At 41.9% G+C, this 17,420-nt stretch carries 12 protein-coding genes; 5 read left to right on the top strand and 7 right to left on the bottom strand.

Going from position 1 to position 17,420, the window contains the following annotated elements; translation table 11 throughout:
• Positions 1 to 5 precede the first annotated feature (5 nt).
• Both J4E76_RS04520 and J4E76_RS04515 read right to left on the bottom strand, forming a co-directional pair.
• Positions 6 to 2,375 carry a TonB-dependent receptor gene (locus J4E76_RS04520; protein ID WP_208501571.1) on the bottom strand — a complete coding sequence of 790 codons (2,370 nt, stop codon included), beginning with the start codon at positions 2,373 to 2,375 and terminating at the stop codon, positions 6 to 8.
• 79 nt (positions 2,376 to 2,454) lie between these two features.
• The gene (locus J4E76_RS04515) at positions 2,455 to 2,763 is read right to left on the bottom strand and encodes a DUF3817 domain-containing protein (protein WP_208501569.1); all 309 of its coding nucleotides are present in this window, start codon (positions 2,761 to 2,763) and stop codon (positions 2,455 to 2,457) included.
• 56 nt (positions 2,764 to 2,819) lie between these two features.
• On the opposite strand from J4E76_RS04515, the gene J4E76_RS04510 reads away from it, so the two are divergent.
• The gene (locus J4E76_RS04510; RefSeq protein ID WP_208501567.1) at positions 2,820 to 4,124 is read left to right on the top strand and encodes a M28 family metallopeptidase; all 1,305 of its coding nucleotides are present in this window, start codon (positions 2,820 to 2,822) and stop codon (positions 4,122 to 4,124) included.
• Here the strand turns inward: J4E76_RS04510 and J4E76_RS04505 are convergent.
• Positions 4,111 to 4,527, bottom strand: coding sequence for a GNAT family N-acetyltransferase (locus J4E76_RS04505; RefSeq protein WP_208501564.1), 417 nt, complete (start codon positions 4,525 to 4,527; stop codon positions 4,111 to 4,113). The two genes, J4E76_RS04510 and J4E76_RS04505, sit on opposite strands and share 14 nt — an antisense overlap.
• Before the next feature lie 142 nt (positions 4,528 to 4,669).
• On the opposite strand from J4E76_RS04505, the gene J4E76_RS04500 reads away from it, so the two are divergent.
• The gene (locus tag J4E76_RS04500; RefSeq protein ID WP_208501562.1) at positions 4,670 to 7,705 is read left to right on the top strand and encodes a sialidase family protein; all 3,036 of its coding nucleotides are present in this window, start codon (positions 4,670 to 4,672) and stop codon (positions 7,703 to 7,705) included.
• A 403-nt stretch (positions 7,706 to 8,108) separates the two neighbouring features.
• Here the strand turns inward: J4E76_RS04500 and J4E76_RS04495 are convergent, their stop codons facing one another.
• Positions 8,109 to 9,914, bottom strand: coding sequence for a potassium channel family protein (locus J4E76_RS04495; protein ID WP_208501560.1), 1,806 nt, complete (start codon positions 9,912 to 9,914; stop codon positions 8,109 to 8,111).
• A gap of 268 nt (positions 9,915 to 10,182) precedes the next feature.
• On the opposite strand from J4E76_RS04495, the gene J4E76_RS04490 reads away from it, so the two are divergent.
• Complete coding sequence (locus J4E76_RS04490) at positions 10,183 to 12,279, top strand: DPP IV N-terminal domain-containing protein (RefSeq protein ID WP_208501557.1); 2,097 nt, start codon at positions 10,183 to 10,185, stop codon at positions 12,277 to 12,279.
• Between the two features lie 47 nt (positions 12,280 to 12,326).
• Here the strand turns inward: J4E76_RS04490 and J4E76_RS04485 are convergent, their stop codons facing one another.
• Positions 12,327 to 13,343: a DUF6090 family protein gene (locus J4E76_RS04485; RefSeq protein ID WP_208501555.1), complete on the bottom strand. Its 1,017-nt coding sequence runs from the start codon at positions 13,341 to 13,343 to the stop codon at positions 12,327 to 12,329.
• 160 nt (positions 13,344 to 13,503) lie between these two features.
• On the opposite strand from J4E76_RS04485, the gene J4E76_RS04480 reads away from it, so the two are divergent.
• Entirely contained in the window at positions 13,504 to 13,845 is a 342-nt protein-coding gene (locus J4E76_RS04480; protein WP_208501553.1) for a PadR family transcriptional regulator, read from the top strand.
• Entirely contained in the window at positions 13,845 to 16,490 is a 2,646-nt protein-coding gene (locus tag J4E76_RS04475; protein ID WP_208501551.1) for an ABC transporter permease, read from the top strand. The genes J4E76_RS04480 and J4E76_RS04475 overlap by 1 nt, the downstream gene beginning before the upstream one ends.
• A 3-nt stretch (positions 16,491 to 16,493) precedes the next feature.
• Here J4E76_RS04475 and J4E76_RS04470 read toward each other — a convergent pair whose 3' ends face one another.
• On the bottom strand, positions 16,494 to 17,186 hold the full coding sequence (locus J4E76_RS04470; protein ID WP_208501549.1) for an aspartate/glutamate racemase family protein: 693 nt from the start codon (positions 17,184 to 17,186) through the stop codon (positions 16,494 to 16,496).
• 7 nt (positions 17,187 to 17,193) lie between these two features.
• Complete coding sequence (locus tag J4E76_RS04465; RefSeq protein WP_208501547.1) at positions 17,194 to 17,340, bottom strand: hypothetical protein; 147 nt, start codon at positions 17,338 to 17,340, stop codon at positions 17,194 to 17,196.
• Positions 17,341 to 17,420: the final 80 nt, after the last annotated feature.

The following is a 17,420-nucleotide window of genomic DNA, read 5'->3' as shown; positions in this document are numbered from 1 at the left end:
TTTTTTTAAAAATCTATTACCACACCGATGGACGGCAAAACACTCGCATTGTCTATTCCCATGATTTCGACTAGACTTCGAGGTGATAGCTCCAGACCATCCATATCTCGGGCGAGACCAAATTCAGGTTCTTCTGGTATCTGTGATCCAAGAATGTTTTGAATCTCTAGGAAGACGTTCAAGGTCCATTTTGAATAATTCCATTTTTTGTCAATTCTCAAATCAACCTGATTGAAAGTATCCAGAGTCTCTGTACCGAGTTGCGAGTAGTCTCTAATAATCGCTGGGTAATTGGCTAGTGTAGCCGCTTGATCTACTGGAGCAAAAGGTGTTCGTCCGAGGTAGCGCATTCTACCACTCAGCTCCCAGTTATTACCGAATTTATATCCACCTGTCAATGTAAGTAGGTGCCTACTATCCCATGAACTTGGCAGGTAAACCTTAGTGTCAAATGCCGTATACTCACTTTTATAAAGGGTGTAAGCAACGATGAGGTAATAGTTATTTGTAAATTTCTTCTGGTAGAGAAACTCCAATCCATAAGTTCTGCCGAGCCCAACACTCGCAATGGGCTCATTACCGAGCACAGAGAAATCCGCACCAAGATTGGCCAAAGAGACTCGATCGGTTATTGAAACTGGGTAGTTATCATACCTTTTGTAAAAACCTTCGAGCGTAAAGCGAGCTGAAGGAGTTACTAGATATTCTAAACCCAATACCGCATGATCGCTTTGAATATACCGTGCTGATTGGTTGACTTGATTTCCGGAATTGTCTGTGAAACCTAAAATCGTATATGGAGGGATTTTGAAGTATCTGCCGAGAGATGCATTCAGTGACCACTTTCTTAGTTTGTCAAAGGTATATGAGCCAGATATTCTCGGGCTGAAGGTTTCAAAGATATTGTTACCATTTTCAGTAAAAGTATTGGCATCTAAGCGTATGCCCACGGATAGGCTCAATCTTTCATCATAAAAGGTTCTGTTCGCCTGACCGAAAAGCCCATAGCGTAGAAAGTCTAAGTCGGCACTGTACTGAAAGTTATTGACCAGGTCAATGGTTTCATTTTCATAATTGACTTGTTGAAGACTCAATCCACCACTTACTGTCCAATCCTTTAAGAATTTGGTATAGTTATATCGCAACTTGGTTTCCATTTCGACAGACTTATTCTGTAGGAAAAGGCCTGTTTGGTTGATGTTGTTCATGAATTGTCGAAAGTCGTTTTCTAGACGGTTACTACTTAAAGTAGTGGTCATAAAGCCTGAGCCATTTTTGAAACGATTTTTCCAACTCACACCAATCGTATTGGTCTGTTGCTTGATGATGGGTACCTGATCTTGTGTAGCCTGTTGCTCTTCGTCAAACTCGTCAAGCTCATTCACCCGAAAGTCATCAACTGAACCCACGCCAGTAACAATCAGTTCGTTGTATTTGTCAAACTTGTGCGTGAGCTTATATTGGTAATCCCAATAATCAGGAAGGATCGGAAGGCCGATTAGTTCGAACAGTAACTGTAAATAAGAGCGTCTAACCGAGGCAATGAACGAAGTGTTGCTCTCTTCTCTACCGCCCTTGAAAAGTGGAGACTCTAAGGTCAGAGCAGTTTCACTACTTCCCACGCGAACATTCGTTTTCATTTCACGATTGTTGCCGTTTCGCTGATCGAATTGAAGCACTCCGGAAAGCACATTGTCATACTGGGCACCGAAAGCACTTGTGGAAAGTGTAACTCCTTCAAAGAAGCTCACATTTAATAGACCTACGGGTCCACCAGCACTTCCTTGTGTAGCGAAGTGATTGATGTTCGGAATTTCAATTCCATCAAGGTAATAGACATTCTCGTTCGGGGCACCACCTCTAATGATCACATCATTGCGAAAACCTCCAACAGAACCAGATACTCCCGGAAGGGATTGTACAACCTTGGCGATATCATTGTTCCCGCCAGGATAAGTGGCGATTTCTTCTCTTGATAGTCTCTGAATAGATAGGGGAGTCTCTTCAATTTTCTCAAAAGGGTTGGCAACGACAACTATCTCGTCTAGCTCAGAGATTGACTCCTTGAGTTCGAAATTTAAATCGGGAATACCTCCTGACTTGATTACGATGCCATATTTGATCACGGTTTCATAACCAACAAAAGATACCTGCACACTATAAGTCTGTGGAGGTATGTTGTTAATGGTGTAAAAACCTTCAGGGTTGGTGTTAGTACCCAATTGTGTATCTAACAAGCGAACCGTTGCCCCAGGGATCGATTCCCCTGTCTTAGCATCTTTGACGTAGCCTGTGAGTTTCCCTTGACCTTGAAACGCAATTGAAAGGTGAAAGCAAATAAGCCCGGCCAGGCTCAACAAATATCTGAATTGCATTATAAGTTAGTATCGTTTACCTCAGTACGACATTAACAACAGTCATGGATTAGAACTGTTTTAAAAATTGTAAATATTATCAATCAATTAAGGCAGGCTTGAATATCCGTTTGTCTGCCACAAAGGTTCCAAAGGGTAGAAGAGAGGCTACCCCGGCTAACATCATGGTTTTAAAAGACCATTTCTTTTCCAGGGTGACGATCAATACAAAAATGCAATAAGCTACAAATAATACGCCATGAGCTAAACCAAGGGGATAGGTAGGCTCCGGAATCTCGAAGATATACTTGAGTGGCATACAGATGCCTACTAAGAGCAGATAGCTTATTCCTTCTAGCACGGCTAGAAGGCGAAGGGTTTTCAATGACTTTGAGGGTGAGTTACTCATGCGTTGGCGAAAATAGTACTAAATTCGGCTCATCGAAAAATCAGTTGAATAATACTATGAAGAAGTCTTTGCGTTCCGTTTTATGCCTAGTGGCGATTTGTTATTCCACGCTGGCCAGCTGCCAACAGGCAGCAGTTATTGATCAGGCCGAAGTGACCAGAATTATTACCACACTCGCCTCTGATGAAATGGAAGGCAGAATGATCTATACACCCGGTATCGAAAAGGCTTCAGCCTTTATTGAATCAGAGTTTGAAAAAATTGGTCTTGAGTACCTAGATGGCCTTAATAGCTACAAACAGCAATTTAATATGTATTCTCTCTCCAGTGAGAGTGCTTCAGTCACCATAAATGGAGAGTCTATCGCAGCGGACAAAGTAGTTGGAATGATAAGTTCAGCATCTATGACCATCAATGCTGTAGCTGATGCCAACATTGTAGTGGTTGGTGCAGCTGATAATATGCAAGCCAAGTTTGGAGAAGCCAGGGGCAAGGAGGGAAAAACTATTATGCTCGTAAACACAGCACATGAAGCCCTTTTTGGACGTTTCAAACAGTTCTTCTCAAGACCAAGCAGTGTGATGGAATTAGATGACACTAATGGAATGGTAATAGCTTTGACAGACTTAAGCGAGGTAAAGTCCTTAAGTGTTGAGGTTAAGAATAACATTGAGACCAAGAGTCTCAACAATGTAGCTGGCCAAATTACAGGTAACCGACCTAATGAAATTGTACTTTTTAGTGCTCATTATGATCACTTGGGTATTCGAGGAGACGGTGAAGATAAAATTTACAATGGGGCTAATGATGATGCCTCAGGTACCACTGCCGTAATGACTTTAGCTAAGTACTTTAAAGACACTGGCAAAAAGCCCGAACGAACCATCATGTTTGTGGCTTTTACAGCTGAAGAGAGTGGAGGGTTTGGTTCTAGACACTTTTCTCAAAAACTTAACCCAGACGAAATTGTAGCCATGTTCAACATCGAGATGATTGGAACTGCTGCCAAGGAAGGTACCAACTCCGCATGGATTACGGGCTTCGATAAGTCTAGTTTCGGAGCGCTTTTACAAAAGGCAGTCGAAGGCACGGGTTATAAGTTCTATGCAGACCCTTACGTCAAAGAAAACCTTTTTTACCGATCCGATAATGCCACGTTAGCACGTCTTGGAGTGCCAGCTCATTCTATCAGTACGACTCAAATTGATGTTGATCCATACTACCACCAAGCTTCTGACGAAGTAAGTACAATTGATCTTGACCATATGACCAATACCATTCGGGCACTTGCCGCTGCTGCTGTTCGAATGATCTCAGGTGAGGACACCCCAACAAGGGTTGACCCCGCTAATGTGAGATAAGCTTCTCCATCACGACATATGACTGCCTGTTCTTGATAAAAGTTCGGGCAGTTTCTTTTAGTCCAAACTTGTGGTAGAAGGAAGTTTTGTCAATTCTGGCATTACACCATACACGATCGATACTAAGCGCTTGAGTTTCTTTCATTAAATGGGAGAGAAGCATTGTTCCGTAGCCATTGCCCTGAGCCCCGACTGCCGTAGCAAGCTTTCTGAATTGAGCCTCTTGGTCATCTGCAAAAAGGGAGACTACTGAAGTCAGTTGCTCACCAACAAAGAGCCCATAGTGAATGCCTTCCTCATCATTGGGAAGTTTGACATAGTCCAATGGCATATCGGGCCACATAACCTCGTGACGAAGTGGCCAGGTTTGAGAAGCTGTGATCTGACGAATTGAGGTTGACATTATGAACTATGAGTTGACGCTCAAATTATGGAAATGACTCCGATAAGCAGCTTATAAATTCGAGTTTTATTAAGTCATCAAATATTCCTCATTGGTTTTATCGGCCTTTATAGGTAAACTCGTCAAATCAATCTTCAACACTATGCCTAACGTATTTCGCATTCGTGCTTTTCTTTCCGTCTTCTTAATTTTTTCGGTAACAACACTTACTGCTCAGCAGATTCCAGCATCAGCTTATCAAAACCTTGAGTATAGAATGATAGGTCCTTTTAGAGCGAGCAGGACCGTTGGGGGAGTTGGCATTCCATCACAGCCCAATGTTTTCTTTATGGGAGTGAATAATGGTGGCGTTTGGAAAACAGATGATTATGGCCGCACCTGGAATCCAATTTTTGATGATGCACCAACCGGCTCAGTAGGAGATATTGCGGTAGCGCTGAGCAATCCAGATATCATTTATGTAGGCAGTGGAGAAGGACTTCATCGACCTGATTTGGGTGTTGGAGATGGTATATTTAAAAGTGTCGATGGTGGCAAAAGCTGGGAGCATGTTGGCCTGAAGGATGTACAGCAGGTCGGACGCCTGATCGTTCATCCAACTGATCCTGATATAGTTATTGTGGCAGGTTTGGGGCATCCTTATGGCGCTAATGAGCAGAGGGGCGTTTTCAAAACTACCAATGGAGGTAAGACCTGGAAGAAGGTACTTTATATCAATCAAAACACAGGCGCTATTCAGGTGGAATTCGACCCGAATAATCCCGAAATCCTTTTTGCCGATATGTGGGAACACCAAGAAGGACCATGGGAGAATGCGAAATTCTCTGGACCAAATAGTGGCTTTTATAAGAGTACTGATGGTGGTGAAAACTGGAGGAAGATTACCAAAGGATTGCCAGGGGCTGAGCAAGGCTTAGGAAGAATTGGAGTGGGCATTGCACCAAGCAATTCGAACATCATGTTTGCAACTGTCGATGCCAGGCAGAATGGAGGGATTTATAAGAGTACCGATGCAGGAGAAAGCTGGGCTTTTCTTCATGGAAATAGAAGGCTGTGGGGCAGAGGAGGAGATTTTGCAGAAGTCAAAGTTCATCCAACTAACCCAGATAGAATTTATGTAGCCAATGTGGCTTCTTACACTTCGGCCGATGGAGGAAAAACTTGGTCATCGCTCAAAGGTGCACCGGGAGGTGATGACTATCATCGTATTTGGATCAACCCGATCAATCCTGATATCATGCTTTTCGTGGCGGATCAAGGGGCAGTGGTTACGGTCAACGCAGGCCGAACATGGAGTTCTTGGTACAACCAACCAACTACCCAACTTTATCATGTAAGCACGGACAATGATTATCCTTATATGGTTTATGGCGGTCAGCAAGAAAGCGGTGCAATCGGTATTGCGAGTAGAGGAGATGGCGGACAGATCAGTTTTAGAGAATTCATGGGTGTTGGGGCCGATGAATATGCCTATGTAGCGCCAGATCCAAAAGACCCAAATATCATTTATGGAGGCAGGGTGATGCGTTTTGATAAGAAAACAGGTCAGGCGCAGAATATCACGCCAGAAGCTGTGCGCTCTGGTGATTATCGTTTTGTAAGAACAATGCCATTAATGTTTCACCCGGCAGACGACAATATGTTATTGTTTGCCACCAATGTGCTTTGGAAGACCATGAACGAAGGACAGAGTTGGGAGATCATTAGCCCCGATTTAACCTATGAGCAGCCAGAAGTGCCACCGAGTGTTGGACACTACAAGACCAAGGCAATGGAGACCATGGCAAGAAGAGGAGTCATCTATGCTGTTGGGCCTTCGCCATTAGATGTTCAGACCATTTGGGCGGGTACGGATGATGGTAGAGTTCATATCACTGAGAATGGGGGTGCAGACTGGACTGAAGTGACACCACCAGCTATGTCGACATGGGATAAGGTGTCTCAAATTGATGCAGGGCATTTCGATCAAGGCACTGCCTATATCGCCATCAATGCTATTAGAAAGGATGATATGACCCCTTATGTTTATCGTACCCATGATGGTGGTAAAACATGGAAACTAATCACCAAGGGCTTGAACCCGAATGGCCCTGTTAATGTGGTGCGAGAAGACCCAAAACAGCAAGGTCTGCTATACGCTGGTACTGAAAGAGAGGTCTATTTCTCCGTAGACGATGGCGAGAACTGGCAATCACTACGCAATAATATGCCTGCAACTTCTATTCGAGACCTGGTCATCCATGAAGACGATTTAGTCGTGGGGACACATGGCCGTTCAGCTTGGATCTTGGATAACATTGCACCCTTAAGAGAAATGGCAAGGTCAAAAGCTGAAGGGGCTTATTTGTTTACACCTTCACTAACGACACGGGTACGCGATAACATGTTCCATGATACGCCACTGCCTCCAGAAGAGCCTACGGGACAAAATCCACCAGATGGAGCCATTTTGGATTATCAGCTTAATGCTAATGCGAGTTTCGTACAGCTTGAGATTTTGAGTACTGATGGAACTGTGATCAGAACATACCGCTCTGATGATAAACCGGAGTTAAGAGATAGTACCACTATGCCACATCCCACTTATTGGATCAAGCCGGAACAGAAATTAGGAACAGTAAAAGGACACCATAGATTTATTTGGGATTTAAAACATGAGCCTCCAAGAGGTTCGAGAAGGCAATTCTCTATTGCCGCAGTGTACAAGAGTACACCAAGTGGACCACATGGACCTCTGGTCAATCCAGGTACTTACAGAGTAAGATTGACAGTTGATGGCAAGGTGAGTGAAAGCCCCCTAACCATTAGAATGGACCCTAGAGTTGTAATTAGTCAAAAGGCATTAAATGTGCAGCATGATTTGAGTATGGAATGTTATTTGGCCTATCATGAGTTGCAAGACATTGTGGAGGAGATAGACGCTATGGCTAATCCATCAAATGGGCAGATGGCTTTTAGAGGAAATGGATCGGTTGGTGATCCAGATACTATGTATGGAAGCATTCGAGCCACTCCCATTGAACGGGAAACACTTGTAAGCTTGCAGAATAAGTTGCTCTTTTTGCACAACGTTATTCAAGCAGCAGATGTGATGCCTACAACTCAAGTGATAGAAGGGGTAGAGGCCTTGATAGCGTCTGTAGAGGGAATGAAGCTGCGGTGGGCGAAGATGAAGTAAGTCACAACTCCTTAGTGTCTCGTCATTCTGAGCGAAACGAAGTGCAGCGAAGAATCTCGTTCAGTAATCATGAAATCAGTGTTGAATGTTCAATTATGAATGAACAATGTTGAATTTGAGAATGAAGTCATTACAATACGTACTACTAATACAACAACTGACCTATCAAACTCTTTTTCGTCATGCTGAACTTGTTTCAGCATCTTATCAAAATGGGCCCTGATCCCGAAGCCTCGGGACAGGGTGACGTACCTTTTTAAATATGGTCATTCCATTTATTCCGTCATTCTGAGGAAGAGCAATTCTTTATAGAGAATTGATCGACCGAGAGAATCTCCTGATCGCGATGAGGAGACTCATTCGGTTCCTCGTGCCTCACAACACTCAGAGTGACGATCCTTATTTAGTTCAGTAGCTGCGAGATGAGCGATACTGAAAATATGGTCAACATAAACCAGCCGATAAAGCCTTGAATAATCGCCAAATAGCGGGGCAGGCCTTTAATGGGAATCTCCCCAAAACCAAGGGTAGTGAAGGTGTTAATGCTTAGCATGAGCGCATTCAGCATTTTGATGAAGATGTCGTAGAGTAAAGCGATCAGAAAAGCTGTGATCAGTAAAAAGGACTTACCACCTTTTTTTGAGTCTTCAGTTTCTGACCATTTGCCTTTGAGTACATCTACTTTAGAGAGCAACCAAGAAGCACTTTTAGTACCGGCTATTGACCAACGATAAAGCGGGAGGGCAGTAGCCATAAAGAACTTAGGTGCCGTTTTGCCTTGTTCTTGCAAATAACGTTTAAAGTCTTCTGAGGCCAGTAATTCAGGTTGCTTTTCGTCCAAATAGACTTCATGCATGCCTGAATCTTTGTTCACATATTTGAGAAAGAAACGATAACGATCCATAATGCGATTCTTCCCATGGCTGTCCCAATGGTTGGGAAAGAAGAGGTAAACAAGTGCAAAAGCCAATACGACATAAACCGACATGGTGATGGCCCGTGCTGGCTCTGTACCATAGCCTGAAAAGAGTTTGAGGAATTGGTTGATCTTCCACTTGAAGAAAGTGGTAAAACCTGGGTTTTGATTATAAAGAAAAGCCAGTCTTTGGGTTTCTATGTCTTTGATCTCTTCATAGACTGCATTGGCAGCTTCTGTTTCGTGTCTGCTTTTGTAATAATTGTAAAATCTACCCCTTAGGGCCAGTTCTGCATTATAGACATCAATGTCTTGCACTCTTACGGTATCGAGATAATGATTTCTATTCTGCTCTCCCCACTTGTTGCCGCCAGGGACGAAGCCTTTCAAGTCAAATACTTCATCATCGTCAAACCAATAGCGATAAATTTCACTATGAATAAGATTATTTTGAAACTGAGTCCATTGAATCCAACTGGAGGCAGCCATCAGGTTATCTACTTCGATTGCTACGGGGCTGTTGAAGTTGTTTCTGGCAACCTTGATGAAATCCACACCATCTGTACTAAAACTTAGCTTTATGACCCCTGAGCTATTAAAACTGTTGTTGATTAGCTCATAGTTACTCAGAATTTCAGATTTGGTTCCACGATAAAAAAGTTCGACTTGGTTTGAGGTCACGTCATTATTTCTAATAACCAGATTACCTCTTGATCCAACCTGGTTAAAAAATGCCGACTTACCATTGACCTTATTGTTATTGATAATTACCGTTGTATAAAATTCAGGTGCAAAAAAAACAACATTGATACTACTCTTAAAAACATTTTCAATCAATAGATTCAGGGTGCTGAAACCATTTTTATCACTATTCAGTATGTTATCTACTCCCAGTTTAAACACATCTTGAAATGTGCTTTTAACTAGAATCGGGTTAAGGCAGTTTTGAAAGTTGACTGTCTCGTGAAATGTCATTAAAGAAAACCCATAGAGTACCTTATCGTTTGGATTAAAGTCAACATTAGTAAATTCAACATGTTTATAAACATGTATTGTATCTACTCTGAACTGCTGTATGTTGTTTATCCCTGACCAAGAAGCGTCTAATCTAAAAAGAGAATCCGTCTGCGAGTCCACTACTATTCTTGCATTCTCTAGCCTAAAGACTGCACTCTCTTCGGCTTCGATCATGTCGAATAGTTGAGTCCAGGAGTATTCTTTAGGCTTGATGCCGGCCTGAGCAGAACAGAGAAACGGAAATAGAAGAGTCAGTATAAGAAGGAGGTATCGCATAAGGTTGATGGTTGCTTTAAGGTAAGCAGAATATCCAAACCTTCGATAAATCTACAGTTGGCGATGAGGTAAACAGGAAATCTATGAGTTAGTGTAGAATGCTTAAGGGTGAATGTTGAGTTTTCGTACATCGTATATCGCAATACCCAATACGCATTACGCTCTACTCCCAAAAAACCATCCGAACAATTAGCACTACTTTTTTCGGCATGAAAGTAGTAGTATTAGGCCACGAAGAATAGAAATGGTATTCCATAAAGTAAAACCTATGAAAACTAAGTATACGCTAACCTTAATGTTAGCAATAGCATTTACTCTTGCAGGCTTCCAAAGTCAAGCCCAAGACAAGCTTAAAAATATGCCTGGCTATGAGCAGTATAGCAAAGTAGCCCCTCAAATCAGAAGATCCGTTAAGCCGGGAATCATTTCTGCTAACTGGGCAGATGACAGTAAGTCTTTTGAGTATATCAAAGATGGAAAGCTCTGGAAGTATGATGTGAAAAAGAAGGCATTCAATGATATGGGTGACCCACCGCCACCGCCACCAAGAAGAAGATTTAACAGACCAGCACGTGGTCGTCAATATGCCTCTGCAGATTCTCCTGATGGCAAGTTAAAAGCCTTCACGAGAGACCGGAACATGTACATCAGTAACCCTGATGGCAGTGGAGAAATTGCTATTACAACTGATGGAAATATGGACAACCTAGTAAAATATGGTATTGCTACTTGGGTATATGGTGAGGAACTGGGGCAAACAACTGCTATGTGGTGGTCTCCAGATAGCAAGAAGGTTGCCTTCTACCGATTCAAAGAGGAGGGCGCTAAGCGATATTATGTATTGCTAGATCAGCTTGCACTTTATGATTCTCTGGAAGTAATGTCTTACCCAAAAGTTGGTGAGCCTAACCTCCCTGTTGACCTCATGGTTTATGATCTTGAGTCAAAGAAGATCACCGAATTTGATGCCCGTGATGGTAAGTCTTTTGCCGATGGCCCATTAGGTACATACTTGTATGGGATGGCTTGGACTCCTGATGGTAAAGAGTTTTTATACCACAGCACTAATCGTAAGCAAGACATTATGGAATACCGTGCTGCAGACCCTAATACAGGAAAAACCAGAACTGTAGTTCGCGAAGAGTGGCTACCAAGTTTCACAAAGAACACTCCAGAAATGAGAGTCTTGGCCGATGGTCAACGCTTTATTTGGGCCTCTGAAAGAACAGGTTTCAACAACTACTATCTCTACAATTTTGACGGCACTTTGATTACCCCGCTTACGCAACATGGTTTCGAAGTCAGTAATATCATTAAGATCGATGAGAAGGCAGGCTACTTATACTACATGGCCAGAAGTGGTGAAAACCACATGAAAATGCAGCTTCATCGAGTGAAGTTGGACGGTTCGAAAGATACTCGTCTGACCGATCCAGCATACAACCACAGAGTGAACATTGCACCTGACGGTAAGCACTTCATCGACATCACACAAACTCATAATATTCCTCCATTTACTAATCTGATCAATTCGAAAGGAAAAGTAATTGCTGAATTGGCTAAGAGTGATATGACTAAATGGGATGAGCTAGGTTTGAAGAAAGTAGAAGCATTTACTTTTACTTCTGCTGACGGTGTAACAGAACTTCATGGGCTGATTCACTTCCCATCTAACTTCGATCCGAGTAAGAAATACCCACTAATCCTTGCCAACTATGGCGGGCCGGCTACAAACGAGTTTAGAGAGACTTTTGCATTCCCTAATCCATTGACTGAGTACGGATTCTTAATCGTTGATATCGATGGTAGAAACGTTCGCGGTAGAGGTAAGCGACTTTTAGATCAACTGTATGGAAACTTAGGTATTGTAGAGCAGGACGACTTTGCAGAAGGTATTAAGTCCCTTTACGATCGTCCTTATTTCGATAAGGAAAGAGTAGGGGTTTATGGCACTTCTTACGGAGGAACTACGGCTGCAATGAGTCTTTTAAGATTCCCTGATGTATACCATGCAGCTGTTGCAAACTCAGCAGTTACAGATTGGATCAATTATGATAATATCTATACTGAGCGGTATATGAATACGCTTGAGAATAATAAGGCAGGCTATGATGCCTTTAACCTAATGAACTATGCTAAAAACCTTAAGGGTGAAATCATGGTGTATTATGGTACTGCTGATAACAATGTACACCCATCTAACTCACTTCAGTTGATCAAAGCATTGCAAGATGCTGGCAAGAGCTTCGAGGTGCAGGTTGGTCCGGATAGAGGCCACACAGCTGTTTCTACTGATCGCATGATGGAGTTCTTCATCGAGCATTTGGTAATGTCAAACGGCATGGCCATGCAGATTAAGAGATAAGATTACAAGATCTTTAAAGTGAAGGTGCTGCCATGGTAGCACCTTTTTTATTTGACCTTCTTCGCAGTCAAAAGATTGTTGTTGTTGTAAATCGTAAAGTCGATGATCTTGCCCTCAGCATCTTTGTGGAAATTGAAGATAGGTCTGGCATTGATAGCGTAGAACTTTGTTGGAGAAAGCGGAAACAATTCACGAGGTGGCTGCCCATCTCTGTATAGCATTAAATGCCCTTCGTCAAAGCTGATTTCTATTTCAATTCTGTCTTGAATACGGTAAGTACCGGGTAAGTCTTGATACAACAATCTTGGTATAACAAAGCGCTTTTCAATCGGTTTAGTCGGATCTACCAAAGCAGCAATTCCCAAATAGCTTTTTATAGCATCGGTTCTGTATTGCTTGATGAAAGGAAGGTGGTTTTGCATTGAAATCACATTATAAGTCACCACCTCGTTCTTGTAGAAAGGGCTATTCAAAAAGTAATCATAGGCAGAGTCATCAGTAAAACCAGTGAATAATTCTGAATACCATTCGTATTGCCGAGACCACTTTTCCAGTACCGTATTGGCCACATCAGAGATGCTATTATTGTAAAAGTCTACCTGGGTTTTATCATCGACATATACCTTGTTGAGTCCCTCTATCAAAGGTTCAAAGCGTTCTGGAATATTATCTATGTTACGCATAAGGCTGTTATAGCCATTATTGGTGGTTACCAAGTCTACGACATTGGTGACAATGGAGAAGAGACCACTACTTTGATCTTGATAATCAACAAGCGTAACCTTATCATTAAGCACAAGAGAAATCAAAGAATCCTTTACCCGGTAGTATTCTATAAGATCCGTGGCCTTATTAATGTCGATGGCTAATTCTTGTTGAATCTGTAACAAGGTCGAAACTACCTTGTCTTCATTTTTTCGGGCCTCATTGGTATTGTTAATATTAAGGGCGATCAGGATACCGACAATCACCAAAACGATTTCCCCAGTCAAATACAAGAGATACTTCAGGAAACTATTTTTCGATAAAAGACTTTTACGAACTTTTCTTAGGGCGTTGATCATGGTCAGCAATTTCTCCCTTCAAATTGATCAAAAGTTTTGATAAATGCATGATTTTGGACCAAAAGGGAAGGTTTGACATGCCTAAATAAAAATATTACTACAATTAGGAATTTATTATTTAATCCCTTTGCTTTGCAAATACTACAATTAGGAATTTATTATGAAGAGAACACAGCTTGGTGAATTTGAAGAAGTAGTAATGCTTGCCGTTGGTATTTTGTATGAAGAGGCGTATGGGGTTTCAATCAAAAAGGAGATCGAGGGCCGTATGTCTAGAAACGTGAGTGTGGGCGCCTTACAGTCCGCGCTCAAACGCCTAGAAGAAAAAGGCTTTTTGAAATCTCGCGAAGGAGAGGGTACTGCCGAACGAGCCGGACGTCCAAAGAAGTATTTCTCAATTACTGCTGAAGGGAAGAAGGCATTAGAATCTGCTCGAGACATGCGCAATGCGATGTGGAATGACATTCCGAATATGTCCTTCGATTTAAAGATTGCTTTTTAATGAGCAATACACCCAATGACCTAAAGCCTCCTTGGCTTATCATGAGGTTCTTTCGCTGGTTCTGTAGCAGAGAGCTTCAGCTATATGTCGAAGGAGACTTAATAGAGCTTTACCAAGAACGAGTGAATCAAAAAGGTCGATTCTTCGGCAATTGGAAATTCTTAATCGATGTGATGTTGCTCTTTAGGCCGGGCATCATTGGTTTTGCAAAAGACATTTACTCAAACAACAACATAGGGATGATTAGAAATTATGTAAAAGTAGGGGCTCGAAACCTCTGGAAGGATAGATTTTATACGGGTATCAATCTGTTCGGACTGTCAGTCGGTCTGGCGTTTAGCTTTTTGGTACTGCTATTGGTCAATTATGAGTTCTCATTCGAGAGCTTTCGGCAGGACACTGACGTGGTAAAAAGGCTTGGTGTCCATTACAATATTGGTGGCAAGGAAGATAGTTATGTGAATGTGCCAAGGCCATTGGCACCTACCATGCTTGAAGAGTTTCCGGAAATAGAATACTTTACTCGCGTTGGAGGAATGAATGGTCTGGAGACCCATAAGGCAAGCTTTGAATACAATCAAGTTTTGTACACTTCTGGTGATGTATTCATTGTCGATTCAACCTTTTTCAACGTCTTCGATACCAAACTACTTGAGGGTAATATCAAGTCTGTATTGAATAGGCCGAACACTATGGTACTGTCAAAATCCTTTGCAGAAACGGTCTTTGGAGATGTGAACCCAGTGGGTAAAAGTCTGGAGGTATTAGAAGATGGTAGGAAGTTTGAAATCACCGGTATTTTCGAGGACGTGCCTTCGAATACACACCTTCCATATGAGGTATTAGTTTCGTGGAATGGGTATTATGACGAAGAGGTGAATACTCGCTGGTTTGGTGCACATACTTACGCATATGTAAAGCTTGGAGAGGCTTATCAGGTCAATAGCCTGATAGAGAAATTCTCGGGTTTGTTTGATGCTCATATGAAAGAGACTTTCGATCAAATCAATGGCAGCGCTGACCTGATTGTGCAGAACATTGAAGACATTCATTTGAAGTCTCATCTTACTTGGGAGGTGAATCAAAATGGTGACCTCGCAAGTGTCTATGTACTTTTAGCCATTGGGGTTTTCCTAATTCTGATCGCCTTGGTGAACTACTTAAACCTATCACTGGCCCGAAATTCTCTCAGAAAAAAAGAGATATCCGTGCGAAAGGTAATTGGTGCTTCACGTTTCAATATTACAGGGCAGTTTCTTGTTGAGACTTTACTGTTTGTAACGCTCGCCTTTGCTTTTGCTCTGTTGGTTGTTAAGCTCATCTATACAGAATTTCAATCTGTTGCTGGTGTAGATGTACTCCCTTTTTCTCTTCAAAACTTATTGATATTTGCTGGAGCAACCCTGTCATTGGGCTTTTTGATAAGTGTTTATCCTTCGGCAATACTATCTGGTATTCGATTGGTTGAAGGCCTAAAAGGACGAAACAAAAGCACTAGAGAGAGTAATCGCCTGCAGCAAGGACTTGTTGTGTTGCAGTTTGCCATTTCCACCATTGTAATCTTGTTCACTTTTGTTGTCAGAAATCAATTGGACTATATGTCCAACATCGATTTAGGTTTTGAAAAGGACAATGTGGTAGTCTTCCAGTTAGAGGACTCAGTACTATCAGCAAATAGCGAACTCATTAAAGAAAGGATTAAGACAATTGCCGGTGTCAACGATGCTTCGTTTTCCTCTAATCGACCTGGGGTGAACCTGAATCATACCATTCTGAGTGTTGAAGATAATGGAGCGTATAATGCTGTGGGCTCTCAGTTTATGCAAGTCGATCATGATTTTGCAAAAACAATTGGACTTCAAATCTTAGAAGGGAGGTCGTTTATCAAGGGGTCTCAGCAAGATTCCGAATTTACATTTATGATCAATGAGTCTGCAAAAGCCAAATTTGGTTGGAATGATAATGCTATTGGGAAGAAGATGTATTTCCAGAATGACGAAGAGGGTAATCCCATCTATATGACCTTAATCGGTGTCTTCAAAGATTTCAACATCGGGTCACTCCATTCTGCAATAGAGCCTATCAGCGTCTTCTATAATAGAGAATTTGGAGATCAGATGCTTGTGAGATTATCCTCAAGCGATCATCGGATGGCTGTTACAGAAATTGAGGGTATAATGAATAGCTATGCTCCTAAAATACCTATTGCCTACGATTACTTGGCTTTGGAACTGGATAGACAATACAGTGATGAGAACCGACTGTCAAAAGCCATGGCATACCTGTCGGTATTGACTATAGTCATTTCCATTCTTGGGTTCATTGGGCTATTGAGCTTTGCAATCAGCAAGCGTGAGGCAGAAGTTGGTGTAAGAAAAGTGCTTGGGGCATCTGTGAAAAGTGTTGTTTTACTCTTCTATAAGCAGATATTGATTTTGATTCTTATTGCAGAGGTCATTGCGATTCCTGTCAATCAAGTGATATCAAATCAGTGGCTGAATGGTTTTGAGTACAGAGCGTTCCCAAGCTTTTTTGAACTAGGCTTAATTCTCTTAGCAATAATTGTCTTGTCCCTCGGTATTATGGGCTTTCAAGTGCTGAAAGTAGCATTTATGAATCCGGTGGATGTAATTAAGGAGGAGTAAGCTCTATTGAATTGCCCAATCTACGGCCTGTTGAATATGCACCTTCGTGGTATCAATAGTGACAATGTCGACATCACTGTCTGGCACTAGAATGGGCAATTCAGTACAACCCATAATTATTCCTTGCGCCCCTTGAGATGCGAGTGATTCCATAATACTCATACATTTGATCTTAGCAACTTCAGTGAATTGACTTTTTACTAACTCATTGTAAATGATGTCATGTATGGCTTGGCGATCGTCTTTTGAAGGAATAATGACATCTAGCCCGAATCGCTCTGATAGGATGGAGGTATAGAAATCTTTTTCCATGGTGAATTTTGTTCCTATCAAGCCTACTTTTTGAAGTCCTTTGTCTTTAATGGACTTCCCTGTGGCTTCGGCAATATGGAGGAAAGGTAGGTCAGTGCTTTTTTCTATGTAGTCGCTCACCAAGTGAATGGTATTCGTGCAAAGTACGATGATGTCTGCACCAGCAGCTTCTAGTTGCCGAGTGCACTTGGCCATCATTTCTCCGATTTTATCCCATTGACCAGCAAAAGTGTATTTTTCAATCTCTGCGAAGTCCACAGAGACCATTACGCATTTGCAAGAGTGTGATCCTCCCAAACGATGCTTTACATATTCGTTAGCATACTGATAGTACATCTTAGATGATTCCCAGCTCATTCCACCAATTAATCCTACAGTCTTCATAGATATCCTATTTAATTTTTGACATGTCTTCGGCACCAGTAATCACAATACTTCTAAGATAGTCAGTCAACAGATTCAAACGAACCTTTGCTCCATGATTGGTCTTAATAGTCTCAATTTGACAGCAGTCTGTGTATGATGTTTCGCAGTTCATATCCATTCATTTTTTCAAATCTAGTGTGTCAGTGAATACCCTCTGAATTTGATGAATGAATGGTCTTGCCATACTAATTG

Source organism: Roseivirga sp. E12, assembly GCF_017592825.1.
GTDB lineage: Bacteria > Bacteroidota > Bacteroidia > Cytophagales > Cyclobacteriaceae > Roseivirga.
Note: the sequence above shows the minus strand (reverse complement) of the source record. Positions and strands in the feature narration are given on the sequence as shown.

Excerpts from the sequence above, each read along its gene's own strand:
- J4E76_RS04520 (WP_208501571.1), bottom strand. The coding sequence starts at position 2,375 with ATGCAATTCAGATATTTGTTGAGCCTGGCCGGGCTTATTTGCTTTCAC.
- J4E76_RS04515 (WP_208501569.1), bottom strand. The coding sequence starts at position 2,763 with ATGAGTAACTCACCCTCAAAGTCATTGAAAACCCTTCGCCTTCTAGCC.
- J4E76_RS04510 (WP_208501567.1), top strand. The coding sequence starts at position 2,820 with ATGAAGAAGTCTTTGCGTTCCGTTTTATGCCTAGTGGCGATTTGTTAT.
- J4E76_RS04505 (WP_208501564.1), bottom strand. The coding sequence starts at position 4,527 with ATGTCAACCTCAATTCGTCAGATCACAGCTTCTCAAACCTGGCCACTT.
- J4E76_RS04500 (WP_208501562.1), top strand. The coding sequence starts at position 4,670 with ATGCCTAACGTATTTCGCATTCGTGCTTTTCTTTCCGTCTTCTTAATT.
- J4E76_RS04495 (WP_208501560.1), bottom strand. The coding sequence starts at position 9,914 with ATGCGATACCTCCTTCTTATACTGACTCTTCTATTTCCGTTTCTCTGT.
- J4E76_RS04490 (WP_208501557.1), top strand. The coding sequence starts at position 10,183 with ATGAAAACTAAGTATACGCTAACCTTAATGTTAGCAATAGCATTTACT.
- J4E76_RS04485 (WP_208501555.1), bottom strand. The coding sequence starts at position 13,343 with ATGATCAACGCCCTAAGAAAAGTTCGTAAAAGTCTTTTATCGAAAAAT.
- J4E76_RS04480 (WP_208501553.1), top strand. The coding sequence starts at position 13,504 with ATGAAGAGAACACAGCTTGGTGAATTTGAAGAAGTAGTAATGCTTGCC.
- J4E76_RS04475 (WP_208501551.1), top strand. The coding sequence starts at position 13,845 with ATGAGCAATACACCCAATGACCTAAAGCCTCCTTGGCTTATCATGAGG.
- J4E76_RS04470 (WP_208501549.1), bottom strand. The coding sequence starts at position 17,186 with ATGAAGACTGTAGGATTAATTGGTGGAATGAGCTGGGAATCATCTAAG.
- J4E76_RS04465 (WP_208501547.1), bottom strand. The coding sequence starts at position 17,340 with ATGAACTGCGAAACATCATACACAGACTGCTGTCAAATTGAGACTATT.